The organism is Serratia nematodiphila DZ0503SBS1, assembly GCF_000738675.1.
Classification (GTDB): domain Bacteria; phylum Pseudomonadota; class Gammaproteobacteria; order Enterobacterales; family Enterobacteriaceae; genus Serratia; species Serratia nematodiphila.
On record NZ_JPUX01000001.1, the window covers coordinates 3,941,417 to 3,960,967 of the forward strand.

Annotated in this window: 18 protein-coding genes; 8 read left to right on the plus strand and 10 right to left on the minus strand. The window is 61.4% G+C overall.

Translation table 11 applies throughout. The features are described 5' to 3' along the window. The first annotated feature begins 106 nt into the window (after positions 1–106). The 3 genes from JL05_RS18165 (at position 107) to JL05_RS18175 (ending at position 3,908) form a co-directional block, all read left to right on the plus strand. On the plus strand, positions 107–1,048 hold the full coding sequence (locus JL05_RS18165; RefSeq protein WP_033633250.1) for a LysR family transcriptional regulator: 942 nt from the start codon (positions 107–109) through the stop codon (positions 1,046–1,048). A 161-nt stretch (positions 1,049–1,209) separates the two neighbouring features. Further along, positions 1,210–2,469, plus strand: coding sequence for an MFS transporter (locus JL05_RS18170; protein ID WP_033633251.1), 1,260 nt, complete (start codon positions 1,210–1,212; stop codon positions 2,467–2,469). Next, entirely contained in the window at positions 2,466–3,908 is a 1,443-nt protein-coding gene (locus JL05_RS18175) for a glycoside hydrolase family 32 protein (RefSeq protein WP_033633252.1), read from the plus strand. The genes JL05_RS18170 and JL05_RS18175 overlap by 4 nt, the downstream gene beginning before the upstream one ends. 41 nt (positions 3,909–3,949) lie before the next feature. Here JL05_RS18175 and JL05_RS18180 read toward each other — a convergent pair whose 3' ends face one another. The 3 genes from JL05_RS18180 to JL05_RS18190 form a co-directional block, all read right to left on the minus strand. Beyond that, on the minus strand, positions 3,950–4,951 hold the full coding sequence (locus JL05_RS18180; protein WP_033633253.1) for a LacI family DNA-binding transcriptional regulator: 1,002 nt from the start codon (positions 4,949–4,951) through the stop codon (positions 3,950–3,952). A gap of 69 nt (positions 4,952–5,020) precedes the next feature. Beyond that, complete coding sequence (locus JL05_RS18185) at positions 5,021–5,584, minus strand: HutD/Ves family protein (RefSeq protein ID WP_033633254.1); 564 nt, start codon at positions 5,582–5,584, stop codon at positions 5,021–5,023. Further along, complete coding sequence (locus JL05_RS18190) at positions 5,584–6,954, minus strand: formimidoylglutamate deiminase (RefSeq protein WP_033633255.1); 1,371 nt, start codon at positions 6,952–6,954, stop codon at positions 5,584–5,586. The genes JL05_RS18185 and JL05_RS18190 overlap by 1 nt, the downstream gene beginning before the upstream one ends. A 180-nt stretch (positions 6,955–7,134) precedes the next feature. Between JL05_RS18190 and hutC the strand changes: the two genes are divergently transcribed. The 4 genes from hutC (at position 7,135) to JL05_RS18210 (ending at position 11,844) form a co-directional block, all read left to right on the plus strand. After that, on the plus strand, positions 7,135–7,890 hold the full coding sequence (gene hutC / locus JL05_RS18195) for a histidine utilization transcriptional repressor HutC (RefSeq protein ID WP_033633256.1): 756 nt from the start codon (positions 7,135–7,137) through the stop codon (positions 7,888–7,890). Between the two features lie 157 nt (positions 7,891–8,047). After that, complete coding sequence (gene hutI / locus JL05_RS18200; RefSeq protein ID WP_033633257.1) at positions 8,048–9,271, plus strand: imidazolonepropionase; 1,224 nt, start codon at positions 8,048–8,050, stop codon at positions 9,269–9,271. Beyond that, positions 9,268–10,071 (plus strand): N-formylglutamate deformylase, encoded by an 804-nt coding sequence (hutG, locus tag JL05_RS18205; protein ID WP_033633258.1) that lies wholly within the window; start codon positions 9,268–9,270, stop codon positions 10,069–10,071. The genes hutI and hutG overlap by 4 nt, the downstream gene beginning before the upstream one ends. A 237-nt stretch (positions 10,072–10,308) precedes the next feature. Further along, entirely contained in the window at positions 10,309–11,844 is a 1,536-nt protein-coding gene (locus JL05_RS18210) for a serine hydrolase domain-containing protein (protein ID WP_033633259.1), read from the plus strand. Between the two features lie 3 nt (positions 11,845–11,847). On the opposite strand, the gene JL05_RS18215 is transcribed toward JL05_RS18210, so the two are convergent. Together JL05_RS18215 and JL05_RS18220 are read right to left on the minus strand one after the other, a co-directional pair. Then, positions 11,848–12,378: a chorismate mutase gene (locus tag JL05_RS18215; protein WP_033633260.1), complete on the minus strand. Its 531-nt coding sequence runs from the start codon at positions 12,376–12,378 to the stop codon at positions 11,848–11,850. Between the two features lie 114 nt (positions 12,379–12,492). After that, entirely contained in the window at positions 12,493–13,023 is a 531-nt protein-coding gene (locus JL05_RS18220; RefSeq protein ID WP_033633261.1) for an anti-virulence regulator CigR family protein, read from the minus strand. 442 nt (positions 13,024–13,465) lie between these two features. Between JL05_RS18220 and JL05_RS18225 the strand changes: the two genes are divergently transcribed. Then, a complete protein-coding gene (locus tag JL05_RS18225) occupies positions 13,466–13,645 on the plus strand; it encodes a hypothetical protein (RefSeq protein WP_031300509.1) in 180 nt (59 codons plus the stop codon). Between the two features lie 54 nt (positions 13,646–13,699). Here the strand turns inward: JL05_RS18225 and JL05_RS18230 are convergent, their stop codons facing one another. From JL05_RS18230 to JL05_RS18250, 5 genes are all read right to left on the minus strand, one after another. Next, complete coding sequence (locus JL05_RS18230; protein WP_004941293.1) at positions 13,700–14,581, minus strand: nucleoside-specific channel-forming protein Tsx; 882 nt, start codon at positions 14,579–14,581, stop codon at positions 13,700–13,702. A 362-nt stretch (positions 14,582–14,943) separates the two neighbouring features. Beyond that, entirely contained in the window at positions 14,944–15,216 is a 273-nt protein-coding gene (locus JL05_RS18235) for a hypothetical protein (RefSeq protein ID WP_004941292.1), read from the minus strand. 73 nt (positions 15,217–15,289) lie between these two features. Further along, positions 15,290–16,183: an aromatic amino acid DMT transporter YddG gene (gene yddG / locus JL05_RS18240; RefSeq protein WP_021505526.1), complete on the minus strand. Its 894-nt coding sequence runs from the start codon at positions 16,181–16,183 to the stop codon at positions 15,290–15,292. Positions 16,184–16,274: 91 nt separating this feature from the next. Further along, complete coding sequence (locus tag JL05_RS18245; RefSeq protein WP_033633262.1) at positions 16,275–17,645, minus strand: APC family permease; 1,371 nt, start codon at positions 17,643–17,645, stop codon at positions 16,275–16,277. A 308-nt stretch (positions 17,646–17,953) separates the two neighbouring features. Beyond that, on the minus strand, positions 17,954–19,372 hold the full coding sequence (locus JL05_RS18250) for a glutamine synthetase family protein (protein ID WP_033633263.1): 1,419 nt from the start codon (positions 19,370–19,372) through the stop codon (positions 17,954–17,956). Between the last annotated feature and the right edge of the window lie 179 nt (positions 19,373–19,551).

The window sequence follows — 19,551 nt, forward strand, 5'->3', positions numbered from 1 at the left end:
ACCAACAACTCCCATGGTCAATTGCAGAGTCATCAGCGTCTCACCTTGCATACGGATTGATAATTAGCCTACCATTTGAATTATTTTCAAATCCAGATTGATAAAAATGGCAACGGACAGACTGGGCGACATGCGTTTATTTGCCGAAGCGGCGGCATCGGGCAGCCTTTCTGCCGCCGGCCGCAAACTCGGCCTTTCCCCCGCCGCCGCCAGCGCGCGGTTGTTCAAGCTGGAAGCGGCGCTGCACAGTAAACTCTTCGATCGCACCACTCGCCGCCTGCGTCTCACTGAAGAAGGGCGCATTTATCTGCAACACTGCACCCTCGCGTTGCAGGCGATTGCCGACGGCGAGGCGGCTCTGCAGGCCAGCCAAAGCGGCGTGTGCGGTAAACTTCGCCTCTCGGCCTCCGCCGATTTCGGGCGCAACCTTCTCAATCAGTGGATTGAAGAATTTTGCGCCGAACACCCCCGGCTGCAGATCGCGCTGACACTGTCGGACTCCCTATCCAACCTGCTGCAGGACGATCTGGATATCGCCATTCGTTTCGGCGCGCCGCGCGAAGAAACGCTCATCGCGCGGCGCCTGGCCGCCAGCCGACGCGTGCTGTGCGCCTCTCCGGCGTATCTGGCGCAATATGGCGAGCCGCGCACGCCGGCCGATCTCACCGGCCATCGTTTTATCGTACTGGTGACCGCAGCCGGCCCGCTGAATACGTTCCATTTCTCCCTGGACGGCCAGGCCTGGAGCCACACGGTGCCGCTGGAGAGCGCCTGGGAGACCAATGACGGCGCGCTGGCGCGCCAGTGGGCTTTAGCGGGGCACGGCATCGCGCGTAAAACCATCTGGGATGCGGCGGACGATATCCGCCGCGGGCGTCTGAAAGTCATTCTTCCCGACTTCACCCCGCATGAAGCCGGGATCTACGCCGTGTTTCGCCGCTCGCCCTATCAGCCGCCGCGCGTGCGCCTGCTGTTGGATTTCTTGATCGCCCGCTTTGCGGCCGCCAGCCAATCGCCGCCGTTTCATGTCCCCCCGCAGGATGAGTAACCACGCTCGTTAATCCGCGTCTCTGCGTGAGAAACATCACAAATCAATGATGTTAACGTTAACTTTTGTGATTAACATCGCATGTGTGATATCGGACAGCTTCATCCCTTCGCGAGTTAACGTTAACAATAAAGCTTATTTCACTCACCGGGACCTTATCCATGAACCGCGAAACGAAAAAATATTACGTGCTGCTCAGCAGCCTGCTGTTCTTCTTTTTCTTCACCTGGTCTTCCAGCTTTTCACTGATCTCACTCTGGCTGAATCAGAAGATCGGCCTGAAAGGCGCCGAGACCGGCCTGATCTTCTCCGCTATCTCGCTGGTGGCGCTGTGCGCACAGCCGCTGTACGGCTTTATTCAGGACAAACTTGGGCTGCGCAAGCACCTGCTGCAGTTTCTCGGCGTGATGCTGCTGCTGACCGGCCCGTTCTTTATCTACGTTTACGCCCCGCTGCTGGCGAGCAGCCTGCCGCTGGGTGCGTTGGTCGGCGGGCTGTTCATCGGTGCCACTTTCTTCGCCGGCATCGGCGCGCTGGAATCTTATACCGAGCGCGTCAGCCGCATCAGCGGTTTCGAATTCGGCCGCGCCCGCATGTGGGGCTCGCTCGGCTGGGCCAGCGCCACCTTTCTGGCCGGTTTTATCTTCAATATCGATCCGAACATCAATTTCTGGCTGGCCTCCGCCGCCGCCGTGGTGTTTCTGTTGCTGCTCAGCCAGGTGCGCGAGCTGAAGCCGAACGCCATGGCCGGCCTGGCGTTCGGCAAACCGGAGAACCTGCGGCTGCAGGACGCGCTGGCGCTGCTGCGCATGCCGGGCTTCTGGGCGTTGGTGGTGTTTGTGCTCGGCATCAGCGTATACAACGTTTTCGATCAACAATTTTCGGTCTACTTCGCCTCACAGTTCGCGTCACGCGAACAGGGCAACGAGATGTACGGTTTTCTCAACTCGCTGCAGGTCTTCCTCGAAGCCGGCGGTATGTTTCTGGCTCCGCTGCTGGTGAACCGCATCGGCGCCAAGCAGGGGCTGTTGCTGGCGGGCAGCGTGATGGCGCTGCGCATGTTCGGCTCCGGCTTGGTCAGCGGCGCCTTGATGATCTCCGCCATGAAACTGCTGCACGCCGTAGAGTTGCCGATCCTGCTGATCGCTATCTTCAAATACATCGCCAGCCGCTTCGACAGCCGCCTCTCCTCCACGCTGTACCTGGTGGGCTTTCAGTTTATCACCCAGGTGATGGCCAGCTTCCTGTCGCCGCTGGCGGGCTACGGTTATGACCGCATCGGCTTTGCCGACACCTATCTGCTGATGGGCTGTGCGGTCGCCGCCACGACGCTTGTTTCCTGTTTCCTGCTGCGCGGCGAACGTTCCGCCACGGCAGCGCCCTTTCCATCCGCCATTAAATCAAGTGAGTCTGTCCAATGAACACTGCCTTAGCTCAAGCCGACCATGCGGTCGAGGCCCTGCGCGCAGAGCGCCGAGATGATTACTACCCGCAGTTCCATCTCGCGCCGCCCGCCGGCTGGATCAACGATCCCAACGGCCTGATCTGTATTGACGGCGTCTATCATGCGTTCTTCCAGCATCACCCCTATAACGAACACTGGGGGCCCATGCACTGGGGGCACGCGACCAGCCGCGATCTGATCCGCTGGCAGCACCAGCCCATCGCCCTGGCACCCGATGCGCCCTATGACCAAGACGGTTGCTTTTCCGGCTGCGCCGTGGATGACAACGGCGTGCTGACGCTGATTTACACCGGCCACGTGTGGCTGGGCGAGCCCGGCGACGACAGCCAGGTGCGGGAAGTGCAATGTCTGGCCACCAGCGAAGACGGCATACGCTTCGTCAAGCACGGGCCGGTGCTGGCCCCACCGGACGGCATTCAGCATTTCCGCGATCCGAAAGTCTGGCGCGAGAACGGCGAATGGTGGCTGGTGGTCGGCGCTAAAGAAAACGGCCTGGGCCAGGTACGCCTGTACCGTTCTGCAGACCTGCGCGCCTGGCGCTTCGATCGGGTGCTGGCCGGCGCGCAAACGGCGCATCAAGGGTATATGTGGGAATGCCCGGATTTCTTCCCGCTGGGGGAACAACACCTGCTGCTGTTTTCGCCGCAGGGCCTGGCGGCACAGGGCTACCGCTACCGCAATCGCTTCCAGAGCGGCTATCTGCTCGGCCACTGGCGACCGGACGGCGACTTCAGGGTGACCCAACCCTTCTGCGAGCTGGATGCCGGCCACGATTTCTATGCGCCGCAGACCTTCACCGCCGCCGACGGCCGTCGGCTGCTGTTTGCCTGGATGGATATGTGGGAATCACCGATGCCCAGCAAAGCGCACCGTTGGGCCGGCGCCCTCACCCTGCCGCGCGAGCTGACGCTGGCCGCCGACGGCAGCGTCCGCATGAACCCGGCGCGTGAACTGGCGGCGCTGCGCCGAGCGTCGCACTCGTTTTTGGCGCAGACGCTGACCAATCAGCATTTACCGCTGGCGAACGATGTGCAGGAACTCACTCTGACATTGAGACCGGCCGACAACGACGCCGAGCGTTACGGGCTGGCCATCGGGAGTGCGGCGCGGCTGTTCGTCGATAATCAGGCGCACCGACTGGTACTGGAACGTTTTCATGAAAACCCCGCCCTGAGCACCTGCCGCAGCGTGCCGCTGCCGGAGGGTGACATCCTGTCGCTGCGGATCTTTATCGACCGTTCATCGCTGGAGATTTTCGTTAATCAGGGATTGGCCTGCCTGACCAGCCGCATTTATCCGACGGAGGGGGATCGCCGCCTCAGCCTGTTTGCCGAGGGCGGACGGGCTGAGTTCGAGCCCATCACAGGATGGCGGCTGGCTAGCATCTGGGGGTAGTGGAAATGAGCACCGGGCGCGCAGCGACGCACCCGGTGCGGTTACAGCGAACCACGCTCCAACAGCGGGCAAGGCACTTTCACCGTATCACGCTGTTCCCGCTGCTCGATCACATGCAGCGCCGCAAGGCGGCCCAGCTCGTAGTGCGGCAATTGCACCGTCGTCAACGCCGGCAGGAACAGCTCGCCGATGCCAACCATGTTGTCGTAGCCCAGCACCGCCACCTGTTGCGGTATCCGCCATCCTTGCGCCAGCAATACCTGATACACCAGAAAGGCTATCCGATCGTTCCCGCATACCACGACATCGCAATCGCGCCGGCCGGCAGAGAAATGCCGCGCCAGCAGCGCGACGCAGCCGCGATAGCCTTGATCGCCGCCGCTCAGATCGAGATGATACTGCCGCAGCTGTTCAACATCGCGCCCAGCTTCGCGCCAGGCGCGCTCCAGACCGCGGCGGCGCAGCCCCGCCGCCAGCGTATCCGCCGGTAAATGTATGCACAGCGGCGTACGATAGCCTTTGGCGATCAGCGTGCGCATCGCGTCATACTGGCCTTGCTCGTCATCAGGAATGTAGCTGGCGATCGCATGCGCCGGGCTGACGCAGTTGGCCAGCACCAGCCTTTTGTCCAACAGTTTGGCCGGCACATCCACCTGACGCAGCCCCATGGTGGTGAAGATCACGCCGTCCGGGCGATGCGCCAGCAGCAGATCGACGGTCTGTTCGGCGTTGTCGTCGGCAAACAGATTGACGACGAAGCTGTTCCAGCCGTGCTCGCGCGCGGTTTTTTCAATCGACAGGATCATGTCCACCGAGAACGGCGTCGTGGCGGTGTCCAGCGCCAGCACGCCGAGCGTCTGTACGCGATTTCCGTCACCACGAATACGCCGCGCCGACAGATCCGGCACATAGTCCAACTGGTCGATAGCCTGTTTGACGCGCCGATAGGTTTCCGGCCGCAGCTTGCCGGGCTCATTGATGGCGCGGGACACCGTCATCAACGAGACTCCGGCAAGTTTTGCGACGTCTTTCAGCGAAGCCATGCGCCCTTCTTTATGATTAATGAGGAAAAGTGAATAATCCCATAACCAGGCGCAGGACTCTACTCCGCGTTAGCAGGCTGTGATGTCCGCCCACAGAATAGCGCCGTCGGCCGTCAGCGGCCTCACCTCGCCGCTCACCGCCTGCGCCGCCCACCAGACGCCCTCGCGCGCGCTCAGTTCGCCGCCCCCCGGCAGCGACCAGACCCCGCTCAGCACATACAGCACGCCTGCCCGGTTGGGTAGCAGGGTGACGGGCGCCGTGCTGCGCCGCACCTCGGCCGCCTGCCGGCCGCGGCGCGTCATGATGTTGAAATCCTGACTGGCGTCGCCCAGCAGCGTCGCTTCCAGCGCCACGTCGCCGGAAAACGCGAACGGCTCCCCGACGCGCGCCAACTGATGGTCGATATGCCCAGCGCTGAACAGCCGCACGCCGTCGCCTTCCAGCAGGGTGATCGAACGATCGATGCCCGCAAAGGCGGAAAACGGCCCGTCCTGCGCGATGGTGGCGATGCTGGCGCGCCAGTCAAAATCCTGCGCGCCCGGCGGCCAGCTGACGATTTCGCGGGTTTCCCCACCGCCGTTGCGCCACGGGCTGACCGGCAGCGCGGCGAAGTTAAAACGGGTCAGGCTCATTACGCCTCCTGCTGAAAGGTTTTCAGCACCTGCAGGAACTCGGCGCTGCTCTGCTGCTGCAGCGCGTGCCGTCCCTGCTCGATCACCTGCCGGCCGCCGACGAATACGTCGCGAATTTGCTCTTTGCCGCCGGCGAACAGCCAGCGGTTAAGGATCGAGGCGTCCGGCGCCGCCGCCAGATACGGATCGTCGCCGTCCAGCACCAGCCAGTCGGCGCGATAGCCGCTCTGCAGCCGACCGATCGGCGCGCCGCACGCCTGCGCGCCGCCCTGCAGCGCCTGCGAGTACAGCACATCGCCCACCGCCGACTGTTCCGGCGTCGTCAGGCGATTGCGACGCTGATCGCGCAGCCGCTGGCCGTATTCAAACCAGCGCAGCTCTTCCACCACGTCGAGCGAAACGTGGCTGTCGGAACCGATGCCCCAACGCCCCTGCTGCTGCAGGTACGCGTCGCCGGGGAAAATACCGTCGCCGAGGTTGGCTTCGGTGGTCAAACACAGGCCGGCCACCGCACGGCTGCGCGCCAGCGCTTCCAGCTCGTCGCGATCCAGATGGGTGGCGTGCACCAGACACCAGCGCTGATCCACCGGCAGATGGTCATACAGCCAGGCCACCGGGCGCTGCCCGCTCCACGCCAGGCAATCGTTCACCTCTTTTTGCTGCTCGGCGATATGAATATGCACCGGCAAGGTGCGATCCGACGCGGCCAAAATCTGCTGCATCTGCCCCAGCTCCACCGCACGCAGCGAGTGGAAGCACAGCCCCTGATTCTGCAACGGGCGATCCGCCAGCTGGCGGGCAATCACCTGCTGCTGATGCAGATAGCTTTCGGTGTCCTGGATAAAACGTTTCTGCCCCGGCTGGGCCGGCTGGGCGCCGAAACCGGCGTAGCTGTACAGCACCGGCAGCATCGTCATGCCGATGCCGGCCTGATGCGCCGCCTCGCTGAGCCGGCCGGTCATCTCACCGCGATCGGCGTAGGGCTTGCCGTCGGCGTCGTGATGCAGGTAGTGGAATTCGGCCACCTGGGTGTATCCGCCCTTGAGCATTTCGATATACAGTTGACGGGCGACCACCTCCACCTGCTCCGGCGTCAGACGCTGCACCAGGCGGTACATCAGATCGCGCCAGGTCCAGAAGCTGTCCTGCGGGTTGCCCGCCACTTCCGCCAGCCCCGCCATCGCGCGCTGGAAAGCGTGGGAGTGCAGGTTCGGCATGCCCGGCACCGCGTCGCCGTGCAGCCGGGTGCAGCCTTGCGGTTCAGCGTCGGCGGTAACTTGAGTCAGATAACCTTGCGCATCGACGTCCAGCCGGACGTTATGCGCCCAGCCCTCAGGGAGCAAAGCGCGTGGGGCAAAATAAGCAGGCATGGCAGTATTCCACGGTTGATGTAACGGTGAATGAGGCGCGGCGATGGCGCGCATTCAGGAATTTTTGGCGGCCGCCGGCAAGTTTCTGGCGCGACGGCCACTAGTTGTATATACATATACATACGCCGACATCAACAGTAAACTGGTGTTATTATTTTTTTATTTGACGAGGTTAACGTCGTGGCTGAACAACAGACCGTGTTACAACTGGCGGCTGCAATGAGCGATGCCCCCGCCCCGATCTACCAACGGGTCAAACAGGCGATCGTGAATCAAATCCGTGCGGGGCATTGGCAACCGCACCAGCGCGTGCCCTCCGAAAGTGAACTGGTGGCGGAACTGGGCGTCAGCCGCATGACCATCAACCGCGCGCTGCGCGAGCTGACCAGCGAAGGTTTTTTGATCCGCATGCAGGGCGTCGGCACCTTCGTCGCCGAAGCCAAGGCGCATACCGCACTGCTGGAAGTGCACAACATCGCCGATGAGATCGCCGCGCGCGGTCATCGCCACGGCAGTAAAATCCTCGAGCTGAAGGCCCGCCCGGCCAGCGAGGAAGAAGCGACGGCGCTGGGCATTCAGCCCGGCCAACGGCTGTTCTACTCCCAGATCGTGCATTACGAAAACGACGTGCCGGTGCAGGTGGAAGACCGCTGCGTCAACCCGCTGGTGGCGCCGGATTACCTGAAGCAGGATTTCGACCGCGTCACCCCTTACACCTACCTGACGCAGGCCGCGCCGCTGACCGCCGGCGAACACATCGTCGAAGCGGTGATCCCCACCCGGCGCGAGCGCGAGCTGCTGCAGCTGGAGGACCACGAACCCGGCCTGCTGATCCATCGCCGCACCTGGTCCGGCAAAACCGTGGTCACCTCGGCGCGGTTGCTGTACCCCGGCAGCCGCTATCAGCTGTTCGGCCGCTTCACCAGCGAAGTCTGAACCCCGGCGGGCGCGCCCTGCGCCCGCATCTCCGCTGTCGATCACATCCTGATAACAAAATCTCGCCCGCCTCTTGTGACATCCCGGTGAATGCGTTAGGTTGTTTTTAATTGTATATACAACCATGTGGGAGCTGCGGCTCCGGCGGAGGAAAGCAATGACGTCTGAGATCCACTGTGACAGCCTGTGGCACGGCGCCGATATCGTCACCATGCGCGACGGTAAATATCACACCCTGACCGACGGCGCGATCGCCGTACGCGACGGCAAGATTGTCTGGATTGGCGAACATGCGGCGCTGCCGCCCGATCTTATCGCGGACGAAACGGTGAAATTCGACGGCGGCATCATCACCCCCGGCTTTGTTGACTGCCACACGCACCTGGTGTTCGGCGGCAACCGCAGCGGCGAGTTCGAACAGCGGCTGAACGGCGTAAGCTACGCCGACATCGCCGCGCAGGGCGGCGGCATCATCTCCACCGTGAAAGCCACCCGCGAGGCCGACGAAGAGTTGCTGCTGGAGCAGGCGCTGTTCCGCCTGCGGCCGCTGCTGGCGGAAGGCGTCACCTGCGTGGAGATCAAATCCGGCTATGGCCTCAGCCCGGAGAGCGAACTGAAAATGCTGCGGGTGGCGCGCAAGTTGGGCGAGCTGCTGCCGGTCGAGGTGAAAACCACCTGTCTGGCGGCCCATGCGCTGCCGCCGGAATACGCCAACCGCGCCGACGACTACATCAATCTGGTCTGCGACACCATCATCCCGCAGGCGGCGGCCGCCGGTCTGGCGGATGCGGTCGACGCCTTCTGCGAGCATCTGGCGTTCTCACCGGCGCAGGTGGAGCGCGTCTTCGCCGCCGCCGAAGCCGCCGGTCTGCCGGTCAAACTGCACGCCGAACAGCTCTCCGCCCTCGGCGGCAGCACGCTGGCGGCGCGCCATCACGCGCTCTCCGCCGACCATCTCGAATACGCTACCGAGCAAGACGCCCGCGCCATGGGCGACGCCGGCACCGTGGCGGTGCTGCTGCCGGGCGCTTACTACCTGCTGCGTGAAACCCAATGCCCGCCGGTAGCGCTGTTCCGCAAACACCACGTGGCGATGGCGATCGCCAGCGACGCCAACCCCGGCACGTCGCCGGCGCTGTCGCTGCGCCTGATGATCAACATGGCCTGCACGCTGTTCCGCCTGACGCCGGAAGAGGCGCTCGCGGGCGTCACCACCCACGCCGCCAAAGCGCTGGGGCTGCAGCACAGCCACGGCACGCTGGAAACCGGAAAGGTGGCGGACTTCGTTCACTGGCCGCTGTCGCGGCCGGCGGAACTGGCTTATTGGTTGGGCGGCCAGCTGCCCTGTACGGTGATTTTCCGAGGAGAAGTACGTCAATGACCATTCGCGATCCTTTTAGCTTCCAGACCGGCAGCCTGCCGCTGCTGATCAGCATCCCACACGCCGGCACACAACTGACGCCGGCGGTCGAGGCCGGGCTGACCGACGATGCCCGTCCGCTGCCCGATACCGACTGGCACATTCCGCAGCTGTACGACTTCGCCCGGGCGATGGGCGCCAGCGTACTGGTCGGCAACTATTCGCGCTTCGTCATCGATTTGAACCGCCCGGCGGACGACAAGCCGCTGTACACCACCGCCACCACCGGTCTGTATCCCGACGTGCTGTTCGACGGCCGCCCAAGCTTCCTGCCGGGCAAAGCGCCGACGGACGAAGAACGCGCCGTCTACCTGCAGCAAATTTGGCAACCTTATCATCAGCAGTTGCAGAACGAACTGGCGCGCCTCAAAGCGCGCCACGGCTATGCGCTGCTGTTCGACGCGCACTCGATCGCCTCGGTGATCCCGCGGCTGTTCGACGGCCAGCTGCCGGATCTCAATCTCGGCACCAACGGCGGTGAAAGCTGCGCCCAGGCGCTGAGCGATCGGCTGGTCGCCTGCTGCGAGCAGCAACAGCAGTACACCCACGTGCTGAATGGCCGCTTCAAGGGCGGTTATATCACCCGCGCCTATGGTCAACCGCAGCAGCAACAGCATGCGATCCAGCTCGAACTGGCGCAGGTCAACTACATGTCCGAACAGTATCCTTTCGCGTTCGAGCCCCAGCGCGCCGCCTCGCTGCAGCGCCTGCTCAAGCAGATGATTGAAAGCCTGTTGGACGGTGCCGCCAGACTGAATTGAACCCCCTTTACAGGCGCCGCCGGGCGCCTGTTTTTCTCCTGCCTCTAACCGCAACGCCAGCAGCAATCTGCGCGCTATATCAAAGTTTCGCGTGATTCCCCGCTAACTGGTCCAAACAGCGCACAAAACGGCGGCCGACGAAAAACGCACTGCGCCACAATCAGCCCAAAAGCCCGCGCTCAGCGCCGGGCGGCGTGTGGCCGAGCTGGCCCGTTTCGAATACTCTCTGGAGGCCCTATGTCTGTAACACCGTTAAACTGGCGCGCTGCCGGCGCCTTGGCCGAACAACTGCTGGCCGGCTGGCAACGGCATGGCGAACCCGGCGGCGCCATCACCCTGTTTGACGCCCAACAACGCCGCGCCACCGCCTGCGCCGGCCTGGCCGATCTGGCGCAGAACACCCCCTTCACCGCCGACAGCGTGGTGCGTTATGCCTCAGTGACCAAGCATATCTTTGCCGCGCTGGCGCTGAACGCCACCGAGCGCGCCATTCGGCTGGAGCAACGCCTGGGTGAACTGCTCCCCGCCCTGCAGCCCGCGTTGGCGGACGTTACCGTCGGCCAGGCGCTGGACATGACCGGCGGCCTGCCCGACGTGCGCGAGACGCTCGGCCTGCTGGGCATCTCGCTGCACGCCGTCAGCGAGGCGCAGCCGGTGATGCAGTTTGTCGAGGGGCTGGAGAAATTGAACTACGAAGCCGGCAGCGAGATCGCCTACAGCAATACCGGCTATCGGCTGCTGGAGGCCGCGCTGCGCAGCAAAGGGTATGATTTCGACCAACTGGTGCAACAGCACATCGCCCGGCCGCTGCAGGTGCAGATGCGGGCGCCGGAAAGCTGGTTCGACGTGGTGCCGGGGTTGGTGCCGGGTTACTGGCGTGCGCCGCAGGGCTGGCAACACGCCAGCGCCGGCCTGCACCTTTCCGCCTCCGGCAGCCTGACCGGCAGCCTCAACGCCCTCACCCGCTGGCTGCAGACGCTGTTGGCGGACGAAGGCCCCGGCCAGGGCGTGCTGGCGCAACTCGGCGCACCGCGCCGCCTTAATCAGGGCCAGCTCAGCGCCTATGGCCTGGGTCTGGCGCAAACCCCGCTGGGCCGCCGCCGCTTGCTCGGCCACGGCGGTTCCCACGCCGGTTACAAAACCTATTTCCTGCTGGAGCCCGACCGTCAGGCCGGCGTCGCGCTGGTGGCCAACCGAGAAGATTGCGACAGTTTCGGTATGGCCCTGCAGGTGATGGCCGCGCTGCTGGGCGAACCGCTGCCGCAGCGCAGCGCCGCGATCCCCGACGGCCTCTACGCCACCCTGGCGGAGCCGCACTGGCTGGAGGTCAAAGATGGCAACCTGGCCTATCTGGGCAGCGATGAACCACTGTATCAGGGCGAGGATGGGTACGCGGTGTCGCTGTCCGCCCATATGCCGATCAAATTGAAATGGACTGGCGAAGCGATCGAGGGCGAAGTCGGGCATGTGGCGCGCCGTTTCCTGCCGGTCACGGCCAACGGCGACTGCCTGAAGCATGTACAGGGGCTGTGGTATCACCCGCACTATCGCACCGCCTTTGAAATTCGCGGCAATCGGGTGCATATCGGCGTCGGCCCGGCGGCGCAGACCGGCACGCTCAGCCCGCTCGGCCAGGGCCGCATGCTGGTGGAGTGCCAGGACGGCCCGTGGTTAAAACGCTTTTGCCTCTATTTCCGCGGTTACAACGTGGATCTCATCGCCAACCGCAGCCGGATGCTGACCTTCCGCCGCAGCACCGTCGGCCGCGACTGACGCTCAGCGTGCGCTGCCGGTTTTGACCGCCAGCAGCGCATCCGCCAGCCGCCGTTTGTCGGCGTCGCTGAGATTCACCTGATCCACCGACGCCATAAACGCCGCCCGATCCGCCTCGCCGAGCGGGCCGGCACGCAGCCGCTCCGCCAACCGTTGCAATATCTGGCTGCTCAGTTGCGCGATCTGCGGGCGCACCTGCGCCAACGGGCGCGGCTGCCAGCCGGATCCCGGGCTCGCCAGCCAGTCGGCGCGATAGCGGTACTGAATCGCCTTGGCGGCGTCCATCTGCGCGGCGATAAAAGGCCGCACCGACGCCGGCTCCAACCCCAAACGCCCCGCCTCCGCCTGCGCGCTGGCCAACACCTTCGCCTCCTGCGCCAGATCTTCGATCGGCAAATGCTGCTGCGCCTTGTAACCGGCCACGTCTTTCATCAACGACAGCCGTTGGTTCACCAGCTCGCCGATAGCGGCGCCGCCGCCCGCCAACGCGGGAAAACTGGTCAGGCAACACGCTATCAATAACGCCCTGAACATGGCGCCTCCCTTATGATGCAGTGAAAACGTAAGGCCCAAAGTTCACCACGTCCGCCCCGCGCTGGCAAATAAAAAGGCCCCGCCGCAGCGAGGCCCGATAACGCTCGACAAACGTTAGTCGAAAACGCCATTGATCACGGAGGCCACAATCGCGGTGCTGAGTGCGACCAGCACCAGATCGTCGCCGGCGATACGCCACTCATAACCCGGGTACTGCGGCAACTCACGCAGCATCGAGTAAGGCACCACTTTTTTGGCGATGCCCGGCGGCAGCGGTTTACCGCGCGCCAGATTTTTGGCGATGCCCGGTGGCAGCGAGCTGTAGCCGGTCAAGCCATAGTTGTGCGCCAGCGAACGGGCGCGGTCGCGCGAGAGGCTGACTGATACCAGATTATCGTCGTTCCTATAGCCGCCTTTATCTTTATTGCCTTTGTTGCCGTGATTGCCGTTGTTACCGTTGTTGCCATGGTTACCGTTATTGCCGTTGTTGCCATGGTTACCGTTATTGCCGTGATTGCCGCTGTTGCCATGGCCGTTTCCGTTGCCGTTACCATTGCCGCCTTTGTCGGCCAAGGCCGGGGCGGATGACAACCCCAGCGATGCAATCAGCGCCAACACCGTGAGAGTCGTACGACGTTTGTTCATGTTGTGTATTCCTGCGTGGGTGACTCTGTTGACTATAGCTGGCCTTTTCCAGACAAAGTATAAGGAAAAATCCGAGATAACGGCGCGCTTTTACGGCATTCGCTTTCAAACCTTGTCTCAACGCAAAACGCCTCGAAAATGCCGATGCTTGTTTCAGATTTTTCTTGAAGAAAAATAAGCCTTACGCTAGCGTGGGAAGGTAACAAAAAAGAGTTAGCGTGCTCTTTTTCGTCGCACCTCAAATCTTATTCTTATCATCCATAATGATAATAGCGAACATTTCCCGCCTCTCCGTGCGGGATTCTTTTTCCCGCCGCTGTCGCCCCAATCTGGTGCTTTATGTTGAGATTTCGTTGCCGATAATTTACATTCGCTGTCTGAGAAACCTCAACCTCCCGCGGTGGCCAGGCTGGCAACGGGTGGGCGTTCAGGAGCAAAAGACGTGCAAATGACCCTCATGGAATACATCACTCGGCACTTTAACGGCGATCTTCATCAGTACGCGCAGTCGGAAGGCGTCAGCCGTGAACAAATCATTAGTTGGATAAATAATGAATGTCACGTGATCAAAGGCAGACTGTTTATGCCGGTGAAGCATCTCCCGGTTGAACAAGCCCAGTGATGACGAAAAAAAACCCCGCCAGGCGGGGTTTTCTGTTTCTGATAGCACGGAAAATCAGAAGTTATAGCCGACCACGAGGTAATAACCCCAACCGGTAGACTTGATCGGGCCCTGCGGGGTGCCGATATCCGCGCCATCCTGCCACTGGCCGCCGTTATGGAAATAACGCGCCACGAAAGAATAGTGCCAGTGATCGTAGTTCAGCGCCAAAATGTGGCTGGAGGCGATAGAGTTGCTGGTGCGCACCTGTTTGCCGGTGCCGTCAACCCAATGGCTGTCCTTGCCCAGATCGGAGCCGAAGTCGAAGTTGGTGAAGCCGATGTAGCTCAGGTTGCCGCCCCACACCTGGGTCAGCGGCACGAAGTATTTCACCTTGAAGCGGTAACCGTCCCAGCTGTTCTCGTTGGCGGCCTGGTAGTTTTCCCACTGGTATTTGGCATAGATGTTCATCGACAGGCTCATCGGCAGACCGGTGTCGATATCGGTGCCCAGACCCATGTACCAGGTGTTTTGACGGCCGTCGGCGTTGTGGCCCAGATCATAGATGTAGTTGTTGGCGAAGTACCACTCTTTGAACGGACCGAAGCTCAGATCGGTGCCGGTCAGTTTGTCGATGGAGAAACGTGGTTCAATCTCCATAAACAGTGGGGAGCCTTTGTCCCAGATGCCGCGATCCGGGGTATTGCCTACGCCGAAGAATTTCGGCACGTCAACGTAACCGTAGAAATCGAACCAGTCTTTCTTGGCGAAGGCTTCGTATTCGAGATACACGTCGTTATTCAGCTGCGGCCCGAAACGGGTGTGGTAGCTGCCCACCACGTTGACGCTCTGGTGCCACCAGTCGGAGACATATTGACTGTCTTTGCTATCAGCCATTGATGATGCACTGTAAGACGCTGCGAGCAGTACACCTGCTGCGAGAGCTATTTTTTTCATTTTATTACCACATGCTTAAAGGGCCATTTCCTGCCCGTTTAGAAAAGATGACAATGAGTCTGCCGACACCTGGCGTTGTCTTCACACAGAAACTCGGATGACGCGCGCATTATAGAAACCACTGACTGTAAGAATCTGTGATCCAGTTACGCATTTCGCGAATAGGTAATCGATTGCGTTCACATTTGTCAAATTATGTTTCATGCAAATTCACATTCGCTGTGATTTTTGTCATGCACCGCGTTTTTTAGCGCAGTTTTTGAGCCAAATGACATCAGGGCGTGATCACGCCCTGGAAAAGAAAAAGCCGACGCGCCAGCGTCGGCCTTCATCAGAATCAGGAGAAAGTGCGGAACGTAAAATCAGTTCACCGCCGGCACCGCTTTGGCGATGTTTTCCTGGCGGAACGCCACCTCTTCGCCGTTTTTCACCTCCCAACTGGCGACAGGAATATCGGTCTTGGGCGCCGCCGCGACGACCGAGCCGTAAATCAGCTTGTCGTCGCGACGCAAAATATAAACGTCGAGCTGATATTCATGTCGCAAATTCGCCGTGGTCAGGCGAACGGTATCGCCGCGCTCATAGTGATGCACGTCGATTTCAGGCTGTTGAATAAATTGAATGTCGCTTCTCATCGTCGTCGTTCCTTCAGGCAACATGGCTAGTTAAATTCTAGTTCAACATTGCGACGACAGCGGATAATTTCCGTTAATTTCCGCGAGTTGCCCGCCAACAGATCAGCGAACCGAGAGTGACCATCGCCACGCCCTGCCAGAAATTGACGGTCAGCGAGGTGTGCAACACCAACGCGGCGAACACCGCCGACAGCACCGGGGTAAAATAGGAGACGGTGGCCAGCAGCGTCATGTTGCCGTGCAAGATGCCGACGTTCCAGGCGGCATACCCCGCCCCCATCGCCACCCCGGCGCACAGCAGCGTTACGGTCACGCCGAGGCTGAACTGCATGCCGCTTTCCGCGCTGAAGGCATACTTCAGCCACAGCGCCAGCGCGGTCAGCACGATGAACAGCACCACGCCGTTGCTGCCCTGGGCGATCTTCTTGGTCAGGTTGCAATACAGCGCCCAGATCACCGCGCCGCTGAAGGCCAGCGCGTAGCTGAGCGGGTTGCTGCGCACGTTGGCCAGCATCTGCGCCGGCGACCAGCCGCCCTCGCCGCTCATGATCCAACCGATGCCGAACAGCGACAGCAGCAGCCCCGGCAGCAGCCACCATTTCGCTCTTTGGCCGTTAAGCACCAACGCCATCAGCACGGTGAAACAGGGCCACAGGTAGTTGATCATGCCCACTTCTATCGCCTGCAGGCGGGTATTGGCGTAGCCGAGCGACAGCGACAGGCAGATCTCGTAACTGACGAACAGCAGGCTGCCGACGATGAGATAAGGCCGCGGAAAGCTGCGCCATTTCGGCACGCCGAGCGCCACCAGCAAAAACACCGCGCTGACGCTGTAGATCATCGCCGCGCCGCCGATCGGCCCCAGCCCTTCGCTGACGCTGCGGATCAGGCCGACGACGCTGCTCCACAGCACGATGGCCAACAAACCGAGCAACGTGGCGCGGGTACGCAAGGGCAAAGCGGGCATAAGGCAGGTCCAATAGGTTATTTTTTATCAGTTTTTTCACTCTACTGCCGCACGCGCCAAAAAGAAAGGCGGGAAACTCCCGCCTGTGAATTTATTGCTGCGGTTGCCGCTCCAACTGCGGCGGCGGCTGACGAAAACGTCGGGTCAGCCAGGCCAAATAGCCGAAACCCAGCGTCGCCCAGATAAGCCCCATGGTCAGCGAGCTCTTCTCCAGGTTCAGCCACAGCACCCCCACCGTCAACGCCCCCACCAGCGGCAGGAACAGGAAGTTGAAGCGATCCTTCCAGCTTTTGTTGCGCCCTTCGCGAATAAAGAAGTGGCTGATCACCGACAGGTTAACGAAGGTAAAGGCCACCAGCGCGCCAAAGTTGATCAGCGCCGTAGCGGTCACCAGATCGAACGACAGCGCCGACAACGCCACCAGCCCGACCATCAGTACGTTCAGCGCCGGCGTGCGCCATTTGGGGTGGATATAGCCGAAGAATTTCTCCGGGAACACGTTGTCACGCCCCATCACATACAGCAGGCGCGACACGCTGGCGTGCGACGCCAGGCCGGAAGCCAACGTGTTGATAAAGGTCACGCACAGGAAAATCGACTGGAACAGCTTGCCGCCGACGTACAGCGCGATCTCCGGCAGCGCGGCGTCGGGTTGGTGAAAGCGTTGAATGGTCGGGAAAAACAGCTGGATAAAGAACGAAACGCTAATAAAGATCACCCCGCCGTACAGCGCAGTCAGGAAGATGGCGCGCGGAATAACCTTGGCGGCGTCGGGCGTCTCCTCGCACAGCGTGGTGACCGCGTCAAAACCGAGGAACGAGAAGCACAGGATAGTCGCGCCGGTAATGATCGGCAGCAGGTGGGCATTCTCGCTGAGGAACGGCCGCAGGCTCCACACCGTGCCCACCCCCTCGCCGTTGTGCAGGCCGCGCACCACCAGGTAGATAAATACCAGAATGATCGCCACCTGCGCCAGCACGAACAGGGTATTGAAGTTGGCCACCAGATTGACGCTTTTCAGGTTGATGGCGGTGATCAGGATGACGAAGCCCACCACCCACACCCAGGGCGGCACTTCCGGGAACAGCGCGGTCAGGTAAATCTTCGCCAGCAGCGTATTGATCATCGGCAGGAACAGATAGTCCAGCAGCGACGACCACCCCACCAGAAAACCGACGTGCGGGTTGATCGCCTTCTGCGCATAGGTGTAAGCGGAACCGGCGGTGGGAAACTGGCGCACCAGTTTGCCGTAGCTGATGGCGGTGAACAGCACGCCGGCCAGCGCCAGCAAATAGGAGGTCGGCACATGGCCGTCGGTGAGGCCGGAGACAATGCCGAAGGTGTCGAACACTGTCATCGGGGTCAGATAGGCCAGGCCCATCATCACCACCTGCCACAGCTTGAGGGATTTGCGCAGCTGTGGTTTGCCCGCCGGGCCGCTGTCGATGGCTTTAATCGTCATGGCAGTTCCCCTTTTGGTCCTCTGCTGTCAACCGTGCAATGTCATTCAGAGAGGCCGCGGGGAAACTGCTGTTCAGGCGGCGGGAAAAACGATTTGGGGTCACTGTCGGGCGGCCGGCGACCGGCCCGTAGGCACTGCGGCACAGGCAAACGCCTGCGCATGGGGATGACTGAGTCATGGTTATTTCCTCGTCGGCGTCCTGTACGCCGTGATAGAAGAAATTCTTTACCGCAGCGCGCAGCCTCACCGGCCACAGGAGAGCCGATGAAATGCGCCGGACGCGCGCGGTAGTCGCAGGGTGAGCGGGATCAGGCGTTTTTCAGCATCCACTCGATTTCGGTTTCGGTGATCAGGCGCTCGAACTGCACCAGCTCGTCGGTTTTGCAGGCCAGGTAGACATGGCTGAAGCGTTCGCCCAGCAATGCATTGAGCACCGGCTGATGTTCAAACTCGTACAGCGCGTCGCTCTGGCGGATTGGGAACGGCAGCCCGTCCTGCTCCAGCCCGTTGCCGGTCACCGGCTCAGGCAGCGACAATGCGGTTTCCAGGCCGTAGACAATGCCGGCCAGAATGGTCGCCATCACCAGATAAGGGTTAGCGTCGGCGCCCGCCACGCGATACTCCACGCGGTGGTTGTCGCGATCGCCGCAGGGAATGCGCAGCGCCACGGTGCGGTTGTTATGCCCCCAGGAAGCCTGGGTCGGCACATACATGCCGGGCTGGAAACGGCGATAGGCGTTGACGTTCGGCGCCAGCAGCGCCATCGAGGACGGCATCAGGGCGATCATGCCCGCCAGCGCCTGTTTCAGCAGCGCCGAATCTTCGCCGTCGTCGTCGGCGAACACATTGTCGCCTTGCGCATTCAGCATGCTGATGTGCACGTGCATGCCGCTGCCGGCGTGCTCCTCATACGGCTTGGCCATAAAGGTGGCCTGCATATTGTGGTTCTCGGCCACCATGCGCACCAACCGTTTCAGCGCCAGCGCATGGTCGCAGGCCTGCAGCACATCATCGGTATGGTGCAGGTTGACTTCGAACTGCCCCGGCGACGCCTCCGCCACCGCGCCGTCCGCCGGAATGCCCTGCAAACGGGCCAGCTCGTCGATTTCGCTCAGCACATCGGCGAAATGGTTCAGGTTATCGACGGAGTACACCTGGCTTTGGGTGTTGCGCTCCTGGGTTCCCGGCGCGCAAGGCGGCTGCAGATAGCCCTCCGCATCGCGTTGACGATCGATGAGATAGAACTCCAACTCTACCGCTACCACGGGGGAAAGCCCGCGCTGACGCAAACGCTGCCACACTCGGTTCAGCACATTGCGCGGTTCAACGTCAAAGGGAGTGCCATCTTCATCCAGCATGGTGAGCAGCACCTGCGCGATATATTGCGGGTCCGCGGCCGACGGCGTCAGCGTGCCCGGCACCGGCACGCACACGTGATCCGGCTCGCCCAGCTCCTGCCCCAGCCCGGCCTCTTCTACGACGTTGCCGAGAATATCCATCGCAAATACCGACGCGGGGAAATAACAGCCCTTCTCCAGTTTGTTCAGGCCGCCGACCGGGATGCGTTTGCCGCGGAAGCTGCCGTTCAGATCGGTCAGCAGTACGTCGACATGTTGGGTTAACGGATAACGTTCCAGGTACTTCTTCACTTCGCGCTGGAACGCGCTACTTCGTCTCTCTTCACTGTGCTGAACAAAGTTTTCCACTTCTACGATGTTGGTCTGCATGGTTCACCCGCCGTTTGTGTTTTGCTGTCGTCGATGTTTATTGACCGTTTTGTTCAATATAATGCCCACAAATGAAACGTAGATGAAACAAATTTGTTTTGCAAGTGTTACTTTTGGTTTGAATATTGCCCAATCGACTGCTAGATTTATAGAATATTGAACGAAATCGGCGGTGGAGA

Bases quoted from the DNA above. Each gene is read 5' to 3' on its own strand.
- JL05_RS18165 (WP_033633250.1), top strand. From the start codon at position 107: ATGGCAACGGACAGACTGGGCGACATGCGTTTATTTGCCGAAGCGGCG.
- JL05_RS18170 (WP_033633251.1), top strand. From the start codon at position 1,210: ATGAACCGCGAAACGAAAAAATATTACGTGCTGCTCAGCAGCCTGCTG.
- JL05_RS18175 (WP_033633252.1), top strand. From the start codon at position 2,466: ATGAACACTGCCTTAGCTCAAGCCGACCATGCGGTCGAGGCCCTGCGC.
- JL05_RS18180 (WP_033633253.1), bottom strand. From the start codon at position 4,951: ATGGCTTCGCTGAAAGACGTCGCAAAACTTGCCGGAGTCTCGTTGATG.
- JL05_RS18185 (WP_033633254.1), bottom strand. From the start codon at position 5,584: ATGAGCCTGACCCGTTTTAACTTCGCCGCGCTGCCGGTCAGCCCGTGG.
- JL05_RS18190 (WP_033633255.1), bottom strand. From the start codon at position 6,954: ATGCCTGCTTATTTTGCCCCACGCGCTTTGCTCCCTGAGGGCTGGGCG.
- hutI (WP_033633257.1), top strand. From the start codon at position 8,048: ATGACGTCTGAGATCCACTGTGACAGCCTGTGGCACGGCGCCGATATC.
- hutG (WP_033633258.1), top strand. From the start codon at position 9,268: ATGACCATTCGCGATCCTTTTAGCTTCCAGACCGGCAGCCTGCCGCTG.
- JL05_RS18210 (WP_033633259.1), top strand. From the start codon at position 10,309: ATGTCTGTAACACCGTTAAACTGGCGCGCTGCCGGCGCCTTGGCCGAA.
- JL05_RS18215 (WP_033633260.1), bottom strand. From the start codon at position 12,378: ATGTTCAGGGCGTTATTGATAGCGTGTTGCCTGACCAGTTTTCCCGCG.
- JL05_RS18220 (WP_033633261.1), bottom strand. From the start codon at position 13,023: ATGAACAAACGTCGTACGACTCTCACGGTGTTGGCGCTGATTGCATCG.
- JL05_RS18230 (WP_004941293.1), bottom strand. From the start codon at position 14,581: ATGAAAAAAATAGCTCTCGCAGCAGGTGTACTGCTCGCAGCGTCTTAC.
- JL05_RS18235 (WP_004941292.1), bottom strand. From the start codon at position 15,216: ATGAGAAGCGACATTCAATTTATTCAACAGCCTGAAATCGACGTGCAT.
- yddG (WP_021505526.1), bottom strand. From the start codon at position 16,183: ATGCCCGCTTTGCCCTTGCGTACCCGCGCCACGTTGCTCGGTTTGTTG.
- JL05_RS18245 (WP_033633262.1), bottom strand. From the start codon at position 17,645: ATGACGATTAAAGCCATCGACAGCGGCCCGGCGGGCAAACCACAGCTG.
- JL05_RS18250 (WP_033633263.1), bottom strand. From the start codon at position 19,372: ATGCAGACCAACATCGTAGAAGTGGAAAACTTTGTTCAGCACAGTGAA.